Origin of the sequence: Bradyrhizobium sp. 170 (assembly GCF_023101085.1) — a bacterium.
Classification (GTDB): Bacteria; Pseudomonadota; Alphaproteobacteria; order Rhizobiales; family Xanthobacteraceae; genus Bradyrhizobium.
This window is the reverse complement of sequence record NZ_CP064703.1, coordinates 3,114,580-3,138,338: the sequence shown is the minus strand read 5'-3', so window position 1 is coordinate 3,138,338 and position 23,759 is coordinate 3,114,580. Positions and strand designations below refer to the sequence as shown.

The 23,759-nt window shown below is 64.5% G+C and carries 16 protein-coding genes; 6 read left to right on the top strand and 10 right to left on the bottom strand.

Annotation, left to right across the window (positions count from 1 at the left end; all coding sequences use genetic code 11):
- Positions 1–7 precede the first annotated feature (7 nt).
- On the bottom strand, positions 8–916 hold the full coding sequence (locus IVB05_RS14610) for a UPF0280 family protein (protein WP_247785046.1): 909 nt from the start codon (positions 914–916) through the stop codon (positions 8–10).
- A complete protein-coding gene (locus IVB05_RS14605; RefSeq protein WP_247785045.1) occupies positions 913–2,361 on the bottom strand; it encodes a 6-hydroxynicotinate reductase in 1,449 nt (482 codons plus the stop codon). The genes IVB05_RS14610 and IVB05_RS14605 overlap by 4 nt, the downstream gene beginning before the upstream one ends.
- 286 nt (positions 2,362–2,647) lie before the next feature.
- Between IVB05_RS14605 and IVB05_RS14600 the strand changes: the two genes are divergently transcribed.
- The 5 genes from IVB05_RS14600 (at position 2,648) to IVB05_RS14580 (ending at position 10,181) form a co-directional block, all read left to right on the top strand.
- Complete coding sequence (locus IVB05_RS14600; RefSeq protein ID WP_247785044.1) at positions 2,648–3,130, top strand: (2Fe-2S)-binding protein; 483 nt, start codon at positions 2,648–2,650, stop codon at positions 3,128–3,130.
- Positions 3,130–6,684, top strand: coding sequence for a molybdopterin cofactor-binding domain-containing protein (locus IVB05_RS14595; RefSeq protein ID WP_247785043.1), 3,555 nt, complete (start codon positions 3,130–3,132; stop codon positions 6,682–6,684). The genes IVB05_RS14600 and IVB05_RS14595 overlap by 1 nt, the downstream gene beginning before the upstream one ends.
- 69 nt (positions 6,685–6,753) lie before the next feature.
- Positions 6,754–8,058 (top strand): nicotinate phosphoribosyltransferase, encoded by a 1,305-nt coding sequence (gene pncB, locus IVB05_RS14590; RefSeq protein ID WP_247785042.1) that lies wholly within the window; start codon positions 6,754–6,756, stop codon positions 8,056–8,058.
- Positions 8,059–8,102: 44 nt separating this feature from the next.
- A complete protein-coding gene (locus IVB05_RS14585) occupies positions 8,103–9,398 on the top strand; it encodes an O-acetylhomoserine aminocarboxypropyltransferase (RefSeq protein ID WP_247785041.1) in 1,296 nt (431 codons plus the stop codon).
- Positions 9,399–9,401: 3 nt separating this feature from the next.
- A complete protein-coding gene (locus IVB05_RS14580) occupies positions 9,402–10,181 on the top strand; it encodes an alpha/beta hydrolase (protein WP_247785040.1) in 780 nt (259 codons plus the stop codon).
- 223 nt (positions 10,182–10,404) lie between these two features.
- Here the strand turns inward: IVB05_RS14580 and IVB05_RS14575 are convergent, their stop codons facing one another.
- From IVB05_RS14575 to IVB05_RS14560, 4 genes are all read right to left on the bottom strand, one after another.
- On the bottom strand, positions 10,405–11,430 hold the full coding sequence (locus IVB05_RS14575; protein ID WP_247785039.1) for a trypsin-like peptidase domain-containing protein: 1,026 nt from the start codon (positions 11,428–11,430) through the stop codon (positions 10,405–10,407).
- Positions 11,431–11,510: 80 nt separating this feature from the next.
- Complete coding sequence (locus IVB05_RS14570) at positions 11,511–11,960, bottom strand: hypothetical protein (RefSeq protein ID WP_247785038.1); 450 nt, start codon at positions 11,958–11,960, stop codon at positions 11,511–11,513.
- 7 nt (positions 11,961–11,967) lie between these two features.
- A complete protein-coding gene (locus tag IVB05_RS14565; RefSeq protein ID WP_247785037.1) occupies positions 11,968–13,572 on the bottom strand; it encodes a GMC family oxidoreductase in 1,605 nt (534 codons plus the stop codon).
- A 5-nt stretch (positions 13,573–13,577) separates the two neighbouring features.
- Positions 13,578–14,804: a cytochrome P450 gene (locus tag IVB05_RS14560; protein WP_247785036.1), complete on the bottom strand. Its 1,227-nt coding sequence runs from the start codon at positions 14,802–14,804 to the stop codon at positions 13,578–13,580.
- 165 nt (positions 14,805–14,969) lie between these two features.
- On the opposite strand from IVB05_RS14560, the gene IVB05_RS14555 reads away from it, so the two are divergent.
- A complete protein-coding gene (locus tag IVB05_RS14555) occupies positions 14,970–16,598 on the top strand; it encodes an NAD(P)/FAD-dependent oxidoreductase (protein WP_247785035.1) in 1,629 nt (542 codons plus the stop codon).
- Between the two features lie 214 nt (positions 16,599–16,812).
- Here IVB05_RS14555 and IVB05_RS14550 read toward each other — a convergent pair whose 3' ends face one another.
- From IVB05_RS14550 to IVB05_RS14535, 4 genes are all read right to left on the bottom strand, one after another.
- Positions 16,813–20,127, bottom strand: a complete 3,315-nt coding sequence (locus IVB05_RS14550; protein WP_247785034.1) for a carboxyl transferase domain-containing protein — start codon at positions 20,125–20,127, stop codon at positions 16,813–16,815.
- Positions 20,128–20,333: 206 nt separating this feature from the next.
- Positions 20,334–21,776: an amidohydrolase family protein gene (locus IVB05_RS14545; protein WP_247785033.1), complete on the bottom strand. Its 1,443-nt coding sequence runs from the start codon at positions 21,774–21,776 to the stop codon at positions 20,334–20,336.
- A 132-nt stretch (positions 21,777–21,908) separates the two neighbouring features.
- Positions 21,909–22,934 (bottom strand): ABC transporter substrate-binding protein, encoded by a 1,026-nt coding sequence (locus IVB05_RS14540; RefSeq protein WP_247785032.1) that lies wholly within the window; start codon positions 22,932–22,934, stop codon positions 21,909–21,911.
- A gap of 47 nt (positions 22,935–22,981) precedes the next feature.
- The gene (locus tag IVB05_RS14535) at positions 22,982–23,758 is read right to left on the bottom strand and encodes an ABC transporter permease (protein WP_247785031.1); all 777 of its coding nucleotides are present in this window, start codon (positions 23,756–23,758) and stop codon (positions 22,982–22,984) included.
- Position 23,759: the final 1 nt, after the last annotated feature.

The following is a 23,759-nucleotide window of genomic DNA, read 5'->3' as shown; positions in this document are numbered from 1 at the left end:
CTCCCGGTCAAACATGCGCTATTCTTTCAAGTGACCTTTCATGAAACGCCGGCAACGCGCCTGCCTTGATCCCAGTTGCACCCACCACGGCCGTCTCGCCTAGTAGACGCAAGGCCGCACCTTCGATCAATCCCGCCACGAGCAATTGTTGTGCCCGGCTGACCCCTGCCCTCAACGCATCGTCGATTTCGCCTTCCCCGAGTGCGCCGACGCCGCGGGTGACGAGGCGTGCGCCGAGGTCGCTGTCGGGCTGCAATTCATTCGCCGGACAGCGGACGATGGCGGGATGGCCGGGCAAGTCGACGGCATTGGCGATGACGGTGGCCGCGGCATCCGCCTGCGATGCCGTTTTCGCCAGCACGGTGACGGCATCCGCGATACCGAGCGAAAAGCTGCGGCCGTGCCGCCCGCTGGTCGCAACGCCCCGCACCGGATCGTCGGCGTCAATCACCGTCGTGCGCATCAAGCCATGCCGGTCCGGCCGATCCATCAGCCCGACGGTGAATTGCTCGCCACCGGTGAGATGCAGCGCTATGTCACCGCCATTGTTGACGTAAGCACGGTCGAGCCGCGCCGCGGCAAGCATCGAGCCGAGAATTTCTTCCGCGACGCTACCCGCCACTGCCGCCATCGGCGTGATGAAGGCAGCCGTTGCAAACGGCGCGACGGCCGCATGCATGCGGCGCGCGACGATACCTTTCAACGTGCACCGAACGGGATCGACGGCCGTTCGCAGTTCCACCAGTTCCTCGCAGAGTTCATCGAGCAGGCCGGTGAAGCGCCGCGCCGCAGTCTCGTAAGCAGCGCGTACGTCGATTTCACTTCCCTTCGCCTCGATGATCAGATCGATCGGACCGTCCTGCAAATGCAGCCGCTTGCCGTCAGGAAGAAGTGCGATTTGCGGGAGCCGTTTCATGCGCGCCGTCCCGGCATATAAGGCATCGGGCGGAGCTCGGTATTGTCCCGCAGCGACGCCAGCGGACGCACATGATCCATGTGGCCGCCGAGCGCGGCGTAATCCGAGAGCCGCAGCGTGAACTCGATCGGCGCCACCAGCGCCGGCGTCGGCACATAGCCGAACGCACCCGCTGGCATCTGCGTGACGTCGACCATGAAGGTGATCCCGCCGCCCGGCCAGACATAGACCGGCGCACCGCCGCTGGTGACCCGCGTCAACGCATCCTTGACCGAGCGCGTCAGCCGCACCGGATTGTCGGTAACGCCGGCACGCAGCGAGCCGCCGGCGCCGCCCATGAACAGCACCGTGCACAGCGCAGGCTCGCAATTCTCCTGGATGCGCTCGACCGAGAAACGGAGATCGGGCGGCATCTGCTTTTCGATCGGCCGCAGCGCCTCATCGAGTTCGTAGTAGGCCGCGTGCTCGCCCGTGGTCGAGACCATCAGCATGGTCAGGCCGGGCCGCGCCTCCTTCGGATTGAACGGCCCGAGCACTGACAGCGGATCGGAAATATTCGTGCCGCCCCAGCCGGTGCCGGGCTCGGCGACCTGGAAATAACGGCCCGGCGTCGAGCGCCGCCCCTTCATCTTGATCCCGGTATCGGGAATATCCAGCAGCTTGCCGGCCTGGTGTTCCGAGAGAACGCCGGTGATGTGATCGTCCACGACCACGACTTCATCGACCTTGCCATGCCATTGCTTGGCGAACATGCCGATGGTTGCGGAGCCGCAGCCCACCCGCATACGCTCTTCGGCAACGCCATTGACGATAGGGGGATGGCCGGCCTGCACCACGACGATAGCGCCACCGTCGATCGTCAGTTCCACCGGCTTGCAATTGGAGAGATCCATCAGCGCGTCGCAGGTGACGCGGCCCTCCTTCTTGGAACCGCCGGTCAGATGATGCACGCCGCCAAGCGACAGCATCTGCGATCCATACTCGCTGGTCGTCACATGGCCGATCGCCTCGCCTTCCGCACGGACCGTCGCCGTCTCGGGGCCGAGGTAGCGGTCGGTGTCGATCTTCACCTTGACGCCGCAATAGCTGAAAATGCCCTCGGTCACGACCGTGACCATGTCGACGCCGTCGACTTCCGAGGACACGATGAAGGGTGCCGGCTTGTAATCGGGATAGGTGGTGCCGGCACCGATGGCGGTGACGAACACGTTCGGCTCGTGGACGATCTTGCCGTCCCAATCACCGCCGCCGGCCTGGAACGGCACCAGCCGTCCGCCATGCGATACCGTCTGCTCCAGCACGATGTGCGGATCGACGCGCACCAGCTCGCCGTTGTGATTGGCATAACGATCGCACGCGCCGCCCGCGCCCGGCTTGATGTAGCACATCACCGGACAGGCATCGCAGCGGATCTTGTCGCCACCGGCGACGGTCGCATCGGTCATGAACAAGCCTGCAGTCGAGAAGGCGCCGATCGGAGCCGTTTCCTCACGGCCCGATCACTTTGTTCGTATACGAATGATGTTGCGCGCGGACTTGAACGCTGTCAAGCGGGCCTGGAAGCCAAATGTCTCGCTTGCCGCATAATACCTCACTTGCCTCGCATCTCTGTTCATAAAGCGAGCAACGCGCTGCAGCGCGGCATGGCGCGCTTGCACGTTTGTACACAAACGGTATCTTCGCGGGGCGTCCAACGCAGAGTTTTGCAACGCAGCTAGGGCTTGAGGGAGCATGACGCAGAGCATGATGCGCCTGACCGTCAACGGCAAGACTCACAACGTCGACGCCGCGCCCGACACCGCATTGCTTTATGTCCTGCGCAACGACCTCGCCTTGAACGGGCCGAAATATGGTTGCGGTCTCGGCGAATGCGGCGCCTGCGCCGTGCTGATCGACGGCGTCGCCGCGCGCTCCTGCGTGATCCCTATCGAAGGCTGCACCGGGCGCGACATCGTGACGCTCGAAGGTCTCGGCACGCGCGAGCATCCCGATCCGGTGCAGCAGGCCTTCATCCGCGAGCAGGCCGCGCAATGCGGCTATTGCCTCAACGGCATGATCATCGCGACCAAGGCCTTGTTGTTGCGTTCCCCTCACCCGTCGGACGATGAAGTGCTGGAAGCGCTGCGCCATCATCTGTGTCGTTGCGGCGCGCATATCGAGATCATGCGTGCGGCGATGCGGGCCGCAGGCCGTGCCGTTGAGGCCCAGACGTGATGACGGCTCCCGACACGACCGAGGATCACAACCGGCTGCAAGGCACGCTGTCCGTCGTTCGTCCCGCCTCTCCCGTCGAGGCCGTCAAGTTCGAGACCTTCATCAGGATCACCGCCGACGGATCGGTCACCGCCTATAACGGCCATGTCGATCTCGGCACCGGCATCCGCACCGCGCTCGGCCAGATCGTCGCGGAGGAACTCGACGTGTCCTTTGCGCGCGTCGTCGTCGTACTCGGCGATACGTCTCTCGTGCCCAATCAGGGCGCAACGATCGCGAGCGAAACGATCCAGATCACCGCCGTGCCGTTGCGCAAGGCTGCGGCGCAGGCGCGGCAGTTTCTGATCGCGCGTGCCGCGGCGCGGCTGGAGCTTCCGGTTGATGATCTCATTGTTGAAGACGGCCTGATCCACGGCCAGGACAATCGCAGCATCAGCTATGGCGAACTGATCGCGGGCGAGACCATCCAGCTTGAATTGGCGGATGATGTTCCGGTCAAGCCCGCCAGCGCCTACAGCATCGTCGGCCAGTCGGTGCCGCGCGTCGATCTGCCGGCGAAGGCAACCGGCGAGCTGGTCTACGTCCACGATATGCGCGTTCCCGGCATGCTGCATGGCCGCGTCGTCCGTCCGCCCTATGCCGGTGTCGATGTCGGCGACTTCATCGGCACCAGCCTGATCGCGGTGGATGAGACCTCGGTATGCGACATCCCCGGACTTGTCGCCGTCGTCAGGATCGGCGACTTCGTCGGCGTGGTCGCCGAGCGCGAGGAAAATGCGATCAAGGCCGCAGCGCAGCTCAAGGTGAGCTGGAAGCCGGTGCCGACGCTGCCCGACCTGAAGGACATCGAGACCGCGCTGCGCGCCAATCCGTCTGCGCCGCGAACGCTGATCGACAAGGGCAACGTCGATGCGGCGATTGCCGGTGCCGCCAAGCCGATGCCGCGGACTTATATCTGGCCTTATCAGATGCACGCCTCGATCGGCCCGTCCTGCGCGGTCGCCGACTATCAGGAGGATCAGACGCGGGTCTGGTCCGGGACGCAGAATCCGCACCATCTGCGCACCGAGCTGGCGCGGCTGATCCATCGCCGCGAAGCCGAGATCGAGGTGATCCGGATGGAAGCCGCCGGCTGCTACGGCCGCAACTGCGCCGACGACGTCTCCGCCGACGCGGTGCTGCTGTCGCGCGCCGTCGGCCGCCCTGTGCGCGTGCAATTGACGCGCGAGCAGGAGCATGCGTGGGAGCCCAAGGGCACCGCGCAGTTGATGGACGTCAATGGCGGACTGAACGCCGACGGCAGCGTCGCCGGTTATGATTTTGCCACGCGCTATCCATCGAACGGCGCACCGACGCTGGCGCTGCTTTTGACCGGCACGATCCCGCACACGCCAGTAGTCTTCGAGATGGGCGACCGCACCGCGATCCCGCCCTACGACTACGAGAATCTGCGCGTGGTGGCCAACGACATGCCACCGATCGTGCGCGCCTCCTGGCTGCGCGGCGTCTCGGCGCTGCCGAACACCTTTGCGCATGAATCCTGGATCGACGAATGCGCTGATGAAGCCGGCGTCGACCCGATCGAATATCGCCTGCGCTATCTGAAGGATTCGCGCGCGGTCGATCTCGTCAATGCGGTGGCCGAGCGCGCGGGCTGGAAGCCGCGGCCGATGTGGCAGGAACCGGAAGCCGAAGGCGACATCGTGCGCGGGCGCGGCTTTGCCTATGCGCTCTATGTGCACAGCAAGTTTCCCGGCTATGGCGCGGCGTGGTCGGCCTGGATCGCTGACGTCGCCGTCAACAAGGCGACCGGCGATGTCAGCGTGACGCGCGTCGTTGCCGGCCAGGATTCCGGCCTGATGATCAACCCGGACGGCGTTCGCCACCAGATCCATGGCAATGTCATCCAGTCGACCAGCCGCGCGCTGATGGAGGAAGTTTCGTTCGACCGCACGTCGGTAACGGCGCGGGAATGGGGCGCCTACCCCATCATCAAATTCCCCGAAGTGCCCAAGATCGACGTGTTGATGTTGCCGCGGCAGGACCAGCCGCCGCTCGGTGTCGGCGAGTCCGCCTCCGTTCCAAGTGCTGCGGCCATCGCCAACGCGATCTATGATGCGACCGGTGTGCGCTTTCGCGAGTTGCCGTTCACGCCGGAACGCATCCTGCGCGGATTGCGCGGCGAGGAACAGGCAGCGCCGGAGGCGTTGCCGTCGCCGATATCCGCGCCACAGCCCGCCCCGGACAGGTGGCGCAATCCGTTCGCCGCACGCCGCGGCGTGTTCGCGACAGCCGCAGCGCTGTGCGCCGCCGCGATCGGCATCGGCGCTGCAGTGCTGCCGTGGCGCGCGATCGCACCGATCGCGCGGCCCGATGCCTCGGTCTATTCGGCCGCGACCATCGCGCGCGGCCAGCAACTCGCTGCGCTCGGCGACTGCGCGGTCTGCCATACAAGTACAAACGGAGTGCTCAACACTGGCGGCAAGCCGCTGGAGACTCCGTTCGGCACGATCTACAGCACCAACATTACCCCCGATGTCGAAACCGGAATCGGCGCATGGTCCTATCCGGCCTTCGAGCGCGCGATGCGCGAGGGCATCCATCGCGACGGCCGGCATCTCTATCCGGCATTCCCGTATCCGCATTTCGCCAGGACGACCGACGCCGACATGCAGGCGCTCTATGCCTATCTGATGGCGCAGCCGGCAGTGCGCGCGGAGACGCCGAACAACACCCTCGCGTTTCCGTTCAATCTGCGCCCGCTGATGGCGGGATGGAATGCGCTGTTCCACACGCCGACCGTATTCCAGCCCGACCCGGCCAAGTCCGAGATCTGGAATCGCGGGGCCTATCTGGTCGAAGGCCTCGGCCATTGCAGCGCCTGCCATTCGCCGCGCAATGCACTGGGCGCGGAGAAGGCGAACGCCTATCTCGCCGGCGGATTTGCGGAAGGCTGGGAAGCGCCTGCGCTGACGTCCTTGTCGCTGGCGCCGATCCCGTGGAGTGAGGACGAACTGTACGCGTACTTGCGGACCGGAGAATCCCGCTTTCATGGCGTCGCAGCGGGGCCGATGGCGCCGGTGGTGAAGGAACTCGCAGCACTTCCCGATTCCGACATCCGCGCCATGGCGGTCTATCTCGGCTCGTTCAACGACAAGGCCATCGACAAGCCGGCGCAGCAAGCGCTCGCCGCCAGCCTCGAAGCCGCGACCGGCACCCGGGCGCACGCCGCATCCAGTGTCGGTGCCCGGATCTACCAGGGCGCCTGCGCAGTGTGTCACGAGGTCGGTGGCGCGCCGTTGTTTGGCAGCCGGCCATCGCTGGCGCTGAACAGCAATCTGCACAGCGCCGTGCCTGACAATCTGATTCAGCTCATCCTGCACGGTATCGCGAAGCCGGCCGCAACCGACCTCGGCTATATGCCGGCCTTCAAGGAGAGCCTGACCGACGGCCAGGTCGCGGAACTGGCCGCCTATCTGCGGCGGCAATTCGCCCCGGACAAGCCTGCCTGGACCGGTATCCAGGCGGCGGTCGGCCGGATCCGGCAGGAATAGCGCGCTGAGCTGCCATGTTCCGGCCAGAACCCACTGGTTGGGCGGCCGCCGGCACGGTAGAGTTCCGCCATGGCAGTGACCGATATTGCATCCCGGACCTACAATCACGGCTGGCGGCTCGACCCGATCGTGCGCAGCCTGCTCGATACCGACTTTTACAAGCTGCTGATGCTGCAGATGATCCGCGAATTCTATCCGGATCAGCGCGTCACCTTTTCGGTCATCAACCGCTCCAGGCATGTCCGCCTCGCCGAGATCATCGACGAGGGCGAGTTGCGCGCACAGCTCGACCATGCGCGCTCCATCCGCTTCACCAAGAAGGAACTGATCTGGCTCGCGGGTAATACGTTCTACGGCAAGACCCAGATGTTCTCGCCCGACTTCATCAACTGGCTCGCCAACTTCCGCCTGCCCGAATACGAATTAAACAAGGTGGACGGCCAGTACGAATTGCACTTCCACGGTCCCTGGACCCACACCACGATGTGGGAAATCCCGGCGCTCGCGATCATGAACGAGCTGCGCTCGCGACAGGCGACCAAGGGACAGGGCCGCTTTGTGCTCGACGTGCTCTATGCCCGCGCCAAGGCCAAGCTGTGGTCCAAGGTCGAGCGGCTGCGCAAGCTCGAAGGCTTGCGGCTGTCGGACTTCGGCACCCGCCGCCGCCATGGCCATCTCTGGCAGCGCTGGTGCGTCGAGGCCGTCAAGGAGGGTCTTGGGCCTTCCTTCACCGGCACCTCTAACGTGCTGCTGGCGATGGACAACGATCTCGAAGCGATCGGCACCAACGCGCATGAACTGCCGATGGTCGCAGCCGCGCTCGCCGATTCCGACGAGGAGTTGCGCTGGGCGCCCTATCGCATCCTCGACCAGTGGCGGCACACCTATGGCGGCAATCTTTTGATCGCCCTTCCCGATGCCTTCGGCACCAAGGTGTTTTTGCGCGACGCGCCGGACTGGGTAGCCGACTGGACCGGCTTTCGCCCGGACAGCGCGCCGCCGATCACGGCCGGCGAAGACATCATCAAATGGTGGAAGCAGAAGGGCCGCGATCCCAGGGAGAAGCTGCTGGTGTTCTCCGACGGCATGGATGTCGACTCGATCGAGGAGACCTACCGGCATTTCGCCGGGCGCGTCCGTATCTCCTTCGGCTGGGGCACCAACCTCACCAACGATTTCGTCGGCTGCGCGCCGGATGGTTCTGCCGATCTCGACCCGATCTCGCTGGTCTGCAAGGTAACGTCGGTCGATGGACGCCCCGCGGTCAAGCTGTCTGATAATCCCGAGAAAGCCACCGGATCCCCGTCCGAGGTCGAGCGTTATTTGCGCGTGTTCGGAAATGCCGGCCGCGTCCGCACAGCCGTGCACGTCTGAAGCTCTAAGTACCCATCCCAGACCACCGATTTGACGAGCCCCGCATGCCCGCACCCAAGCCGCCTGCTTTCGAAACCCTGAGCCTGCACGCCGGCCAGCGCCCGGACCCCGCCACCGGCGCCCGCGCCGTTCCGATCTACCAGACCACGTCCTATGTGTTCCAGGATTCCGACCACGCGGCTGCGCTGTTCAATCTGGAACGCGCCGGCCACATCTACACGCGCATCTCCAACCCTACGACGGCGGTACTCGAGGAGCGCCTCGCCGCGCTCGAAGCCGGTGTCGGCGCGATCTGCACGGCCAGCGGCATGGCCGCGATGCATCTGGCGATCGCTACGCTGCTCAATGCCGGCGACCACATCGTCGCCTCGGCCTCGCTCTATGGCGGTACCATCAACCTGCTCGCCCATACGCTGCCGCGCTTCGGCATCACGACCACGTTCGTCAAACCGCGCGCGCTGGATGAATTCCGCACGGCGATCAAGCCGAACACGCGGCTCGTGATCGGCGAGACCATCGGCAATCCCGGGCTTGAGGTGCTGGATATTCCTGACGTCGCGCAGATCGCACATGACGCCGGGATTCCGCTTTTGATCGACAACACCTTTGCGACGCCGTTTCTCAGCCGGCCGATCGAGCTCGGCGCCGATATCGTGATGAACTCCGCGACCAAATGGATCGGCGGCCACGGCATCGCGATCGGCGGCGTCATCGTCGATGGCGGCCGGTTCGACTGGCACGCCTCCGGCAAATTTCCCCAGCTCACCGAGCCCTATGCCGGCTATCACGGCATCGTCTTCGACGAGCAGTTCGGCCAGGCCGCCTTCATCATGCGCGCGCGAACGGAAGGTTTGCGCGACTTTGGTGCCTGCCTGTCGCCAACCAACGCGTTTCAACTGCTGCAGGGCGTCGAGACGCTGGGCGTCCGCATGGAGCGCCACATGAGCAACACGCTTGCGGTGCTGGAAGCGCTGACCGCCAACAAGGCCGTCGACTGGGTGCTGCATCCCGCGCTGGAGAATCATCCCGATCATCAGCTCGCGAAACGGCTGCTGCCACGCGGCGCCGGGTCGATCGTCTCTTTCGGCATCAAGGGCGGCCGTGCGGCGGGCAAGAGATTCATCGAGTCGTTGCGGATGATCAGCCATCTCGCCAATGTCGGCGACGCCAAGACGCTGGTCATTCATCCCGCCAGCACCACGCATCAGCAGATGGACGCCGCGCAGTTGAGGGCCGCCGGCGTCGGCGAGGAGCTGGTGCGGCTGTCGGTCGGCATCGAAACCGTCTCCGACATCATCGACGATCTCGGCCAGGCGCTTCGCGCATCGCAGAAGGTTTGAACCATGCAGCTTTCCGTTAATGGTGCTGATGTCTTCGTCGCCACCGGCGGCCGTCCGTTCGATCCGTCGCTGCCCGCGGTGGTGATGCTGCACGGCGCGGGTTTTGATCATTCGACCTGGGCGCTGCACAGCCGATGGTTCGCGCATCACGGCTATTCGGTGTTGGCACCGGACTTGCCGGCCCATGGCCGCTCTTCCGGTGCGCCGCTGCCGACCATCGCCGACATGGCCGACTGGACTGCGGCGCTGCTCGATGCGGCCGGCACACCGAAGGCCAAGCTGGTCGGGCATTCGATGGGATCTCTGATCGCGCTGGAGACTTCCGCGCGGCATCCGGAGAAGGTCTCCGGCCTCAGCCTGATCGGCACCGCCGCCACGATGACGGTGGGGCCCGATCTGCTCAAGGCCGCGGAGGTCAACAATCCCGATGCCATCGACATGGTCTCGATCTGGGGCCTCGGCTTCAAGGCCGAACTCGGCGGCAGCCTCGCGCCCGGATTGTGGATGCATCAGGGCGCGCAGCGCGTTCTGCAGCAGACGCGGCCGGGCGTGCTCTACAACGATCTCAATGCCTGCAATTCGTATCAGGACGCGCTCGCTGCTGCGGCGCAGGTCAAGGTGCCCGCCACCTTCATCCTCGGCGAGCGCGACATGATGACGCCCGCGAAGGCCGGCAAGACGCTGGCCGCAGCGACGCCGAATTCGCGCACCGTGGTACTGCCGGGTGCGGGGCACATGATGATGGTCGAGGTGCCCGACGAGTTGCTGGCGGCGCTGCGGTAGTAACATCGAACTCCACTCTTCCTTCTCCCCTTGTGGGAGAAGGTGGCATAGGCGGCCTATGGCCGCCGTCTCTTAGAACGCCGATGCTTCGCATCGGGTATGGCGCCGGATGAGGGGTCGCTATCCGCGGAGAGAACCCCTCACCCGTCTCAATCGCGCTTTGCGCGATTGATCCACCCTCTCCCACAAGGGGAGAGGGAAGCAGCGCGAATGGCGACGATTGCTACTGCCGCCCCGCCCGCTTGCGCTCCACCGGATAAATGTCGATCGCGCGCAGGCGGCCCAACCGCAGCACGTCCATCGCCAGCGTGCGGCCGATGCGGTCGCGGTCGAGGGCGCGGATCAGATCGTCGACGCCGTTGATCTCGATGCTGTCCAACCTGATCACGACATCGCCCGGCAATAGCCCCGCCTTCGCCGCCGGACTGTCCGGCTCGATCTGCGCCAACAGCGCGCCCATCTTGTTGTCGACGCCGGCGACCACGGCATGCCGGCGCGGGATCGGCGCGGTCTGTCCGGCGACGCCGATATAGGCGCGGCGGACATAGCCGTGGCGGATGATCTCCGACAGCACGAATTGCGCGGTGTTGCTGGCGACCGCAAAGCAGATGCCCTGCGCACCGTTGATGATGGCGGTGTTGATGCCGATCACTTCGGCCGCCGACGACACCAGCGGCCCGCCGGAATTGCCGGGGTTGAGCGCGGCATCGGTCTGGATCACGTCCTCGATCGTCCGCCCGCTCACCGAGCGGATCGAGCGGCCGAGCGCGGACACCACGCCGGCGGTCACCGTCGATTCGAAACCGAGCGGATTGCCGATCGCAACGACGAGCTGGCCGCGGCGCAGGCTCTTGGAATTGCCGAGCGAAGCATAGCGCAGATCGCGCGCGCCATCGGCCCGCAACAAAGCGAGGTCGGTGTCGGGATCGACGCCGAGCACATGGGCGTCGGTAACGAACCCTTCGTTGTCGCGCAGCCTGATCTCCTTGGACGATCCGACCACATGGCTGTTGGTCAGCACGAGACCATCCGGCGAGATGACAATGCCCGAGCCGAGCCCGCCGCGTTCGCGCGCGGAACGCACTTTAGGTCCGGTTTCGACGCGCACGACGGCGGGGCCGACGCGTTCGGTCACGTCGATCACGGCATTGGAATAGGCATCGAGCAAGACCCGGTCGTTATCCCGGGCAGGCTCGGCCGTTCGCGATGACGGATCGTCATCGGCGATATCTGAGGTAAAATCCAACATGGCGAGATTCCTTCGGCCTCATCATTTGGTGGCCGGGACCCGCATGCGCAAGTGCCCGCATCCAGCGCAGGGCTGGCCTGCTAGGGCGCCCGCCTGAGGCTCGCCGGGCGCGCCCTGACAGGATCAAGCAGCGACCAGTCGCCCTGCTCCAGCACATAGCCCTTCGGGAACGGCGCGCGCAGCTCGAGTCCCAGCGAACGCAACACGCGGTCGTCGCGGTAGTAGCATTGCAGGACGACGCGGACGAGCGTTGCCGCCGCTGCGCCGCCCGTCGAGCGAAACTCCTGCGCGATAACATCGCGTCTCGCCGTATCGAGTTCGGCCAGCGGTTGGCCTGCGAGACGCGCGAGATGATCGAGCGCCTGCCGTACGAGCGCGGCGTCGCGGCCGAGCGTCGCCAGCATGTCGGCCTGGATCGCGGGGTCGTCCGCGCCGGGTACCCTGTACTCCTCGCTGGCGGGAATGATCATCGCAGCGACGGTGCGGAGATCGTCGCATTGGGCAGAGGTCAGTTCATTGGCTGCGGACATGGCGGTCTCAGTCGAAGAGGTTTGCAAGACGTTGCTTCATCTGGTCGGCGACGTAGAGCGCGATCGCCTGGATGGTCGAGGTCGGGTTCACGCCGCCTGAGGTCACGAACACGCTGCCATCGACGATGAAGAGGTTCTTCACGTCATGCGAGCGTCCCCATTCGTTGACCACGGAGCGCGCCGGATCGGTGCCCATCCGCGCCGTGCCGAGCAGATGCCAGCCGCCCCATGGGATCGGGTTGTTGATGCAGATATCGGTCGCACCGGCGGCTTCGAGAATCTCCCGGCCGCGCGCCAGTCCATGATCCATCATCTTCCGGCTGTTCTCGCCGATCGTGTAGTCGATCTTCGGCGCAGGGATTCCGTGGCTGTCCTTCAGCACGGGATCGAGCGTGACGCGGTTGTGCTCCTCGGGCAGGTCCTCGCAGATCGCAGAGACCGCAAGGCGATGGCCGTTGAGCTTGCGGAACACGCTGTGATGATCCGCGCCCCACGGCAAGATGCCCTTCTGCTCGCTCGCGACGGCTTCGAACACAGGCCCTGCGCCACGGCCGAACTGGATGCCATAGCCGCGGACGAAGCCGCGCGACAGGTCGGTGTCGTAGAACTCCTTGCTCCAGAGGCAGGTCGGCGGCGCGCGGTTCGAGTCAGTCGGCTCCTTCACGTAGCCGTAGATCTGCGCATAGGGATGGAACATCAGGTTCTTGCCGACCAGGCCGGACGAATTGGCGAGACCGTCAGGGAAACGACCGGAGACCGAGTTCAAGAGCAGCCGCGGCGTGCCGACGCCATTGCAGGCGATGATGACGACCTCGGCCGGCTGGAACTGCTCGACGCCGTCCTGGTCGAAGTAGACGACACCCGAGGCCATGCCGTGCTCGTTGGTCAGGATCTCGCGCACGCGGCAATGGGTCTTGAGCTCGACGCCGGCGCGGATCGCGTGCGGCCAATAGGTGATGTCGGTTGAGGCTTTTGCGCCCTGCGCGCAGGCCGGCGTGCAATGGCCGAGATTGATGCAGCGCGCCCTGCCCTCATAATCCATCGTCGCGACCGTGGTGTCCGAGGGCCACCAGTGCCAGCCGAGCTTGTTCATGGCCGCGCCGATCAGCGGGCCGGAGAGTCCAAGCGGCTGCGGCGGCATCGGCGGGTGCGTCAGCGGCGACTGCGGATCGCCCGACAGCCCCGATACGCCCATCATCCGGTCGTTCTCTTCGAAGAACGGGGTCAAGGCATCGTAATCGATCGGCCAGTCATCGGCGACGCCATCGAGCGTCTTCACCTTGAAATCGGAGGGGTGCAGCCGCGGCCAATGCGCGGTGTACATCACGGTCGAGCCGCCGACGCCGTTGAAGTTCACGACCTTGATCGGCGAATTGTCGTCGTTGACAGGATAGTCCTCGGGCCGGCCGCGGATGTTCGGACTGGTCGACCAGTCGCCGTAGAACTTCGCTTCCCAGTCGCGGCCGGTGCTCGGATATTCCGCTGGGTTCATCCAGCCGCCCTGGTCGAGGCAAAGGATGTGCATCTTGGTATCGGCCAGGCTCCACGCCACCGCCGCGCCGGATGCGCCGGCGCCGATGATCAGGACGTCAACGGGATCGTGCTTGTTCATTCTTGTTACCTGACAATCCTCACTGGCAGCGAGCGGATGCCGCGGATGAAATTCGAATAGAGCCTTTGCGGCGCGCCGGTGATCTCAAAGCGAAGGTCGCGGTTCAATATCTCCTCCCAGAGGATGCGGATTTGCTGTTCGGCGAGGCGGTCGCCGACGCAGCGGTGGATGCCGGCGCCGAAGGCGAGATGCTGCCGCGGCTTGGCGCGGTCGATGATGAACTCGTCGGCGCGGTCGATCTTGCTTTCGTCGCGGTTGCCGGAGATGTACCACATCACGACTTTGTCGCCCTTGGTGATGCGGTGGCCGGCGAGTTCGACATCGTGACGCGCGGTGCGACGCATGTGCAGCACCGGCGTTTGATAGCGGATGATTTCGGAAACGAGGTTCGGGATCAGTTCACGCCGCGCCCGCACCAGCTCGAACTGATCGGGGTTCTCGACCAGCGCCATTAACCCACCGCTCATCGAATTGCGCGTGGTGTCGTTGCCCCCGACGATCAGGAGCGCAATCGTGCCGATGAATTCGCGTGATTGCAGATGGCGCGTGGCTTCGGCATGCGCGAGCATCGAGATCAGGTCGAAGGTCGGCGGTGCGTCGGCACGCGCTTCCCATAATTTGCGGAAATATTCGCCCATCTTGACCAGTTCATCGAAACGCTCGGCTTCCGAATGCACGACGGCATCGGGCGAGTTGACATTGGCGATCGCAACGTCCGACCACCAGGTCAGCTTTTGACGGTCCTCCCATGGAAAATCAAACAGCGTCGCCAGCATCATGTTGGTGAGGTCGGTCGAGACCCGCTCGACCCAGTCGAAGGTCTCGTGGCGCGGCAACGCATCCAGCACATCCGACGTCCGCTTGCGGATCAGCGGCTCGAAATTGGCGAGATTGGACGGCGCCACAATCGGCGCGACCGTGCGCCGCTGCGCGGTGTGACCGGGCGGGTCCATCCGGATGAAATTGGAGATTTCACGCCCCTTGGGCTGGTCGGCCACCTGAATACCGCCGAGCTCCGAGCTCGATGAATAGCTCTCGTGATCGAGCTCGACCGCGAAGATATCGTCGTAGCGAGTCACCGACCAGTACGGGCCGGACGGGGAGGCCTCGCAATAATGCACGGGATCCTCGCGGCGCAGTTGCGCAAACACCGGCCGCCAGGCGTCGTTCTGATAAAGCTGAGGACCGCTGACGTCGATCGACGTCAGTCTGCGCTGCGCCGCCTCGGCCATCGCTTCCCTCCCCGCTTGCGTTCGCCGCTTGATGGGCGATCCTGATCCGAACGATACGGGCAGATGCGGCCGCGAGTAAAGCCGACTGAGACGAGCTGACGGCAAACCTGCAACCCTGCCACGCGTCCATGCAGGGTTTGTCCGCCGCCACGAGACCGGATAGCCTTGGCGCAAACTACAAGCCTGGGAGCGACGCCAATTCCGGATTTCGACGCCATCATCATCGGCGCGGGCATGTCGGGCCTGTACCAGCTCTACCGGCTGCGCGAACAGGGTTTTCGCGTGCGCGTGTTCGAGGCCGGCACCGATGTCGGCGGCACCTGGTACTGGAACCGCTATCCCGGCGCGCGCTTCGATTCGGAGAGCTATTCCTACGGCTATTCGTTCTCCCGGGAGTTGCTGGCCGAATGGGAGTGGTCGGAGCATTTCGCCGGCCAGCCGGAGACGCTGCGCTATCTCAATTATGTCGCCGACAAGTTCGACCTGCGCCGCGATATCCAGTTTCGCAGCCGGGTGACGGCGGCGGTTTATGATGAGGGCTCGCGGGGCTGGAGCATTACCCTGGAAGACGGCAGCCGCGTCGACACGCGGTTCCTGATCACGGCCATCGGGCCGCTGTCGACGCCAACGCTGCCGCGGATCGAGGGGCGCGACAGTTTTGCAGGTGACTCCTTCCACACTGCGCGATGGCCGAAGGAGCCCGTCGATTTCACCGGCAAGCGCGTCGCCGTGATCGGCACCGGCGCGACCGGCGTGCAGACGATCCAGACCATTGCCGGACAAGTCGGCCATCTCACCGTGTTCCAACGCACGCCGAACTGGTGCGCGCCGCTGCACAACGGCAAGATCGACGCCGAGACGCAAGTGAAGATCAAGGCCGGCTATCCCCAGATGTTCGCCCGCTGTCAGGAGACCTTCGCCTGCTTCCTGCACACGCCGGACCCGCGCGGCGCGTTCGAGGTTTCGGACGAGGAGCGCGAGGCGTTTTATGAAAAGCTCTATGGCGAGCGCGGCTTCGGCATCTGGCAGGGCAATTTCCGCGACATACTGATCGACCGCAAGGCGAACGCGACGATCTCGGATTTTGTCGCGCGAAAAATTCGCCAGCGGGTGAAGAACCAGGCAGTGGCGGAAAAGCTGATTCCAAGGAATCACGGTTTTGGTACCCGCCGGCTGCCGCTCGAGACCTTCTATTACGAGGTCTATAACCAGGCCAATGTCGAACTGGTCGACATCAACGAAGCGCCGATCGAACGCATTACATCCGTGGGCATCAGGACCAGCGACAGGGAATACGCGTTCGACATCATCATCTACGCGACGGGCTTCGACGCCATCACCGGCAGTTTCGACAAGATCGATTTTCGCGGCGCAGGCGGCGCGCGGCTGAAGGACAAGTGGAGACAAGGGCCGGAGACCTATCTCGGCATCATGGTGCACGAATTTCCGAACATGCTGATGCTGATGGGGCCGCACACCGCGCTCGGCAACATTCCGCGCAGTATCGAATACAGCGTCGACTGGGTGACGGGGCTTGTTCGGTTTGCGATGGACAAGGGATTGACGCGGCTGGAGGCGACGCCCGAGGGCGTTGCCTCCTGGACCGATCATGTGAAAGCGCTCGGCGTGGGGCTGTTGTCCAACGAGGTCAATTCCTGGATGACCGGCATCAATTCCAACGTCGAAGGCAAGCAGACGCGCATCGTCGCCCGCTACAGCGGCAGCGCGCCTGCGTATCGCGCAAGGTGCGACGAGGTGGCGGCGAAGGGGTATGATGAGTTGCGGCTGGGGTAGCGTCATCGTCGTCCCTGCGAACGCCATTTCCGTCATTGCGAGCGCAGCGAAGCAATCCATAGCGCCGCTTGCGGAGAAGTGGATTGCTTCGTCGCTAACGCTCCTCGCAATGACGGCAAGAATTCGTAGGGTGGGCAAAGCGTAGCGTGCCCACCATCGGTGATGGATGGTGGGCACGGCGCAAGTGCGCCTTTGCCCACCCTACGGATCTCGCTCACCACGCATCAATGCACGGCCGCTTCTTCGCCGTGCGCGCTTCCGGCTTCGGCACCGAGCGCAGGCCCGCCATGATCCATTGCCGCGTGTCGGCGGGATCGATCACCTCGTCGATCTCCAGCACCGAGGCGATCGAGACCGCCTTGCCGTTGGCGTAGAGTTCGTCGACCTTGGCCTGATAATACTCTTCGCGCTCGTCCGGATCTTCGATTGCTTCCATCTCCTTGCGGAAGCCAAGCCGCACATAGCCTTCCAGCCCCATGCCGCCGAACTCGCCGGTCGGCCAGGCCACCGTGAAGAACGAGGCGTGGAAGCCGCCGCCGATCATCGATTGCGCCCCTAAGCCATAGCCCTTGCGCAAGACGATGCCGAACAGCGGCACGGTGAGGCTCGCGCCGGTGACGAACATGCGCGCGACATGGCGCACGATCGCGGTCTTTTCGGCTTCGGGACCGACCATGAAGCCCGGCGTGTCGCACAGCGACAGCAGCGGAATGTCGAAGGCATCGCAAAGCTGCATGAAGCGCGCGGCCTTGTCGCCGGCTGGTGCATCGATCGCGCCGCCGAGATGCTTTGGGTTGTTGGCGATCAGGCCGAACGGCTTTCCTTCGATGCGGATGAAGGCGGTGATCATGCCGACGCCAAATTCGCGGCGGATTTCCAGCACCGAGCCTTCGTCCGCGAGAAGATCTATGACGGTTCTGATATCATAGACCCGCAGGCGGTTTTCCGGGATCGCCCGCCGCAACAGGCGCTGGTCCGGCGCCTTCCAGTCGGCGACCGCGCCCTGGAAGTACGACAGATATTTTTGCGCAGCAGCTGTCGCTTCCGCCTCGTCCTCGACCAGGATGTCGATGACGCCGTTCGGCGACTGGAACGACACCGGCCCCACTTCGGCTGGATGGTAGACGCCAAGGCCGCCGCCCTCGATCATCGCGGGGCCGCCCATGCCGATCGACGCGTTCATCGTCGCGATGATGACATCGCAGCAGCCGAGCATCGCGGCGTTGCCGGCAAAGCAATAACCTGACACCACGCCGATGACCGGCACCAGGCCTGAGAGTTTTGCGAATTGCACGAAAGAAGGCCCGTCGAGGCCGGTCATACCCAACCGATCGGTATCGCCGGGACGGCCACCGCCACCCTCGGCGTAAAACACCAGCGGCATCCGCCATTGCTCGGCAAGGCCCAGCATGCGGTCGATCTTCTTGTGGTTCATGTGGCCCTGGGTGCCGGCCAGCACGGTGTAGTCGTAGGAAATCACCATGCAGCGCGCGGCGTCCGCGCCGAATTTTTCCGCGTTCACGGTGGCGACGCCAGAGATCAGGCCATCGGCCGGGGTGTTGCGGATGAGGTCGTCGACCGCGCGCCGCCGGCGCTGGGCAGCGATGGCGAGCGAGCCGTATTCGACGAACGAACCTTCATCGACGAGCTGGGCGATGTTTTCCCGCGCCGTGCGCTGGTTGGTCTTGCGCCGCCGCTCGACCGACGCCGGGCGGTTTTCATCCAGCGTGATGGCGTGGCGCTCGAGCAGTTCGGCCAGATCAGGGCGGATGTGATCGAGATCGAAGTCCTCCTCTTCAGCCATATCATGGGCGTCGATCTCGGCCGGCTCCAGATAGAGGATCGCCTCGTCCTGCATCAACGTCACGCCGGTTTCCGCGACAACCTTCGTCACCCTGCCGCCATGCGGCGCGGTCACCAGATGCTCCATCTTCATGGATTCCAGCACGGCGATCTGCTGGCCGGGGCGGACGAGGTCCCCTTCCCTGACGTCGACAGCCACGATCGTGCCTTGCAGCGGCGCAGGAACAGGCTCTGAGCCTGCCGGCCCGGCCATCGAGACTTCGGCCGTGGGTGCGCCGTCATCGGCCGCGACGCCGGATTCAATCAGCGCGGTCTCCGCCGTCGCCTTGGCCTCGCCGACGAGATCAGCGACATGGGCCTCGATGAAGCCGGTACTGACGCGGTTCTCGACAAAATCCGGATGCGCCAAAATCGCCGCGAGGAAGGGGATGTTGGTGGCGACGCCGCCAACCCGGAACTCACGCAGCGTCCGCGTCGCCTTGTGCACGACGTCGGTCCAGTTGCCACCCGGCGAATGCACAATGACCTTGGCGAGCAGCGAGTCAAAGGCGGTGCTGGTGCGGTAGCCGGAATAGCCAAACGTATCGACGCGAACGCCGGGGCCGGACGGCAGGTCGAACAGCGCCAGCGTTCCGCCGGTCGGCCGGGTCCCGCCGGTCTCATCCATCACCTCCATGTTGACGCGGAGTTGCATCGCAAAACCGCGCGGCTTCGGGATATAGGCCTGCGCCAGACCGAGCGACCCCAGCGTGGCGCCGGCCGCGACCGCGAGCTGCGACTGCACCAGATCGAGGCCGAGCACCTGCTCGGTGACGGTATGCTCGACCTGCAGCCGCGGATTGGCCTCGATGAAGGCGAACGCCTGGTCGCTGGTTTTGGCGTCGTTATCGACGAGGAATTCGAAGGTGCCGAGGTTGTCGTAGTTGGCGGCGGCGGCAAGTTCCTTGGCGGCATCGATGATGCGCCCGCGCAAGGCATCGTTCAGCGACGGGCTCGGCGCGACCTCGATGAGTTTCTGGTTGCGGCGCTGGATGGTGCATTCGCGCTCCCACAAATGACTGATCGCGCCATAGTGGTCGCAGATGATCTGCACCTCGATGTGGCGGGCGTTCCGAATCAGGCGCTCGACATAGACGCCGTCGCTGCCGAAGGCCGCCATCGCCTCGGACTGGCAGCGCGCATAGGCCTCTTCCAGCTTAGTGGCGTCATCGACGATGCGCATGCCGCGGCCGCCGCCGCCGGCGATCGCCTTGATCATGATGGCGCCGCGCTCGCCCTGGGATTCCAGGAAGGCCTTTGCCTCTTCCACGCTGGTCGGCCCGCTGGTGCCTTCGATGATGGGCACGCCGCATTGTTTTGCCAGCGCCTTGGCCTGCGCCTTGTCGCCGAACAGGTCGAGCGCTTCCGGCGATGGCCCGACAAAGACGATGCTTTCCTCGATGCAGCGCCGGGCGAACGTTGCATTCTCGCTGAGGAAGCCATAGCCCGGATGCACGGCGTCGCATCCGGTCGCCTTGGCGGCCGATATTACGGCCTCGATGTCGAGATAGGCCCGCGCGCCGCGCCCGGGGATTTCGCAGGCGGCGTCGGCGGCGCGGACATGCAGCGACTGCGCGTCGTCGGCGGAATGGATCGCGACGGTGGCAAGGCCGGCGTCTCCGGCAGCGCGCGCGATGCGGATGGCGATCTCGCCGCGGTTGGCGATCAGCAGCTTGTGGAAGGACATTGACGTTTCCGTTCAGGCACCGGCGCGAAATGAACGGGTAACCGGCTCACCTCGCCCCCGCATGCCTCCCCATGCACCAACGGCAGCGCGAAACGGCCGCCGTTCAATTCTTGTTGCTGAACATGAAACCTTTGCCGGGATTCTGTGCAAGTGGAATTTCGTTCCACATCACGGAATTCACACAGTAAGATGAGGCGCTTAGCGCGTCACCGGCAACCCAGATGCGCTTCGAACCAGTTCTTCAGCGACACCGAGAGCGGCGGCCAGGCCCGCTGGAAGGGCGTGAGTTGCTTTGCGTTGGCGCAGTAGATTCCGCGCAATTCGTGCTCGATCGCGGGAAGATCGACGCCGGTGCAACGGCCTTCGCTGACGATCTTTCGGCCATCCACAACCACGTCGCGCAACAGCGAGGCATTGCCGCGCGCGAACAGGAGGTCGATGGGGTCGACCGGCATGATCTGGTCCCGGTCGAGCCGGTCCAGATCGATGGTGACGAAATCGGCCGGCGCGCCGGCTACGAGCGCGCCGGTTCCGGGCGAGCCCGTCGCCTTGCGGCCATTGGCGATGGCGAGGCCGAGGAATTCGGAAGTCGTCCAGGTCCGCTGGAAGCCGAGACCGCCGTGCGCCATCTGAACCAGCCGCATCTCGCGCAGCACGTCGTCATCCTCGTCGAGCGCCAGCCCATCGACGCCGACCGCGATCGCGCAGCCGCATTTGTGCGCGGCGGCGATCGGCGCGAGGCCGGAGCGCAGATGGAGATTGGAAGAGAAATTGGTGACGATGCGCGCGCCGGAAGCCGCGATCATCTCGATCTCGTCGGGGCGAGCATGGATGCAATGCGCCAGCGTCAGCCGGTCCGACAGGAAGCCGATGTCGCGGAGGTAGCGGACGATGCCATCAGGAAAATGCTGGTCCACCCAGGCACGCTGATAGATGGTCTCCAACAGATGCATGTGGACGCGCCGACCGGTCTGCGCGGAGTTCTCCGCCACCGCCTCCAGCAGCGGCTTTGAGCACCACTGCACGCCGGCCGGGCCAAGCTGCACGTCCACCTTCGGCCCCGCGATGGCCGAGGCAATCGCATCCGTCAGCTCGATATAGGCTTTCGGCGACATCGGCGCGCGGACGAACATCTGTTCGATCGTGCCGCGATCGTCTTTGGAGAGACCGGAGAGGAACGGCTCTTCATCGCCATACACCACCGGATTCTGGTCGCGCACGGCAAGCGCGAACGCGATGCGGATGCCGACGTCGGACGCCGCGCGCGCAATCGCGCTGGCCTCTTCCACCAGCGGCATGGTGCCGCTCGGACGGGTGTAATGGATCATCATCGCCGCACAGCCGGCGCGCGCCGAACGCGCCAGCGCGGAAGCTGCGGTCAGATACGGATCGACCGGCGTACCGAGCGCAGAGCGGAGGATCCAGCTTTCAAGCGGCATGCCGAGCGCACCGAACGAGGACGCCGGCGCGCGCGCATGGTCGTGGGCGTTGACGAAGGCCGGAAGCACGAGGGAGCGCGGGGCGGTGGTGGGTGGCACGCCCTCGGAGATATCGGTGATGACGCCGTTGTCATACCGCAGGACGACGTTTTCGAGCAGGCCGCGTTCGGAGCCGGAGAACAGGCTGTGTGCGGCAACTTCCATCGTCATGACATCCCCTCTCCGTCATTGCGAGCGCAGCGAAGCAATCCATCTCGCCGCGAAAAGAAAGAATGGATTGCTTCGTCGCTTCGCTCCCTTGCGCAAACGCTTCGCGTTTGTCGCAGGCAATGACGAAAGGCGTCAATTCGCCGTATAAACCAGCTCGCGTTCCGCGCGCGGCGGCAAAAATTCGCGCGAGAAGATTTCCGCCGGCGTCGGCGCCCGGGCAAGCTGATAACCCTCGACGATGATGCCGATGGCGCGGGCCATGCGGTCGTCCTTGACGTCGCCGACGCCGATTTCCTTCATCTCGGGCGAGACGATCAGCTTGTCGAAGGAATATTGCAGGCGGCGCTTTTCGACTTCGACGTTGATCAGATTGTCGTAATTGACAGCGGCTTTCATACCGGCATTTTGATCCTTGGCGATCGCGATCATGCCCTTGTTGACGGCGCGGACGAGGCCGGCGACGGCCTTCGGATTGGACGCCAGGAGCTTGCGCGACACCATCACGCCGTTGGAATAGAGGTCGAGGCCATAATCGCCGAACTGGAACCATTTGTAGTCCTTGTCGGGATCCTGGCGGTTCAGCACGAGGTTAAAGTAGCTCGTGATGTTGAACACCAGCGCGGCGTCGATATCGCCCTTGATCAGCATCGGCTCCTGCAGGTTCGGCGCCATGTTGGAGATCTTGATCTTCTCGCCCTCGAGCTTGTTCTTTTGCGCGAACACCGGCAGCAGCCGCGTGGTCGGCGTGCCCTGCGCGCCGCCGAGCGTATGGCCCTCGAAATCCTTGATGGTGTTGATGCCGCTGGTCTTCTTGGTGACGATCGCAAACGGCGGCTGGTTCCAGATCATGTAGACCATGACCGGGGCATCCTGCGGCTTGGTCGAGGCGTTCTGGATGATGGCGTTGACGTCGCCGAAGCCGGCGTCATAGGCGCCCGACATGATGCGCGTCACGGTCGCGCCCGAGCCCTCGCCCTGGTCGATCACGACATTGAGGCCTTCCGCTTTGAAGAAGCCGTGGTCCTTGGCATAGAAGAACGCGGCATCGGAGCCTTGGGTCTTCCAGCCGAGGGTGAACTTGATCGTCGTCTCCTGGGCATTGGCGGCGCCGGCGAACAAGGCAACTCCCAACAGCGCGGCGCTTATTCTGGCTAGCATGGCGATCTCCTCGATAAGGGTTGGATGGCGGGTGGCGAAAACTTGCTTCATGTCGCGATCACGTCGTTCTTGCGGGTGGCCCAGCCGGTGACGCGTCCCTCGATCGCTGAGAAGAGCACGTAGAGCGCGACGCCGAGGCCGGCGAGCACGAACAGGCCCGCGAACACCAGCGGCACGTTGAAATTCGAGGACGCGGTCATCATGACGTTGCCGATGCCGCGGTTCGAGGCGACGGTCTCCGACAGCACCGCGCCGACAAAGGCGTAAGAAATCGCGACCTTCAATGACGCAAAGAAGAACGGCATGGTGCGCGGCAGCCCGACATTCCAGAGAATGTCGAGTTTGCTGGCGCCGAGCGCCTTCAGCACGTCCTCGAGTTCGGGTTCGGTGGTTGCCAGGCCCGTCGCAATGTTGACCACGATCGGAAAGAAGCAGATCGAGAGCGCGGTCAGCACCGCCGGCACCGAGCCGGAGCCGAACCACAGCACGAAAATCGGCACCACGGCGACCTTTGGAATCGAGGAGAAGCCGACCAGTAGCGGATAGGCGGTATCGTAAGCCGTCTTCGAGACACCGATGACGGCGCCGAGCACGACGCCAAGGCCGACGCCGAGCACGAAGCCGATCATCGTGGTCGCCAGCGTCTGCAGGATATGCGGCCACAGAATCGGGAATTTCTCAAACAGCGTGACGAACACCTGCGATGGGCGCGGCAGCACGAGGTCTGACATGCCCGTCATCAGGCAAAACAACTCCCAGGCGACGAAGAACAGCACGATCAGTGCCGCCGACCAGGCTTTCTGGCGGTAATCGAAATCGGGCATG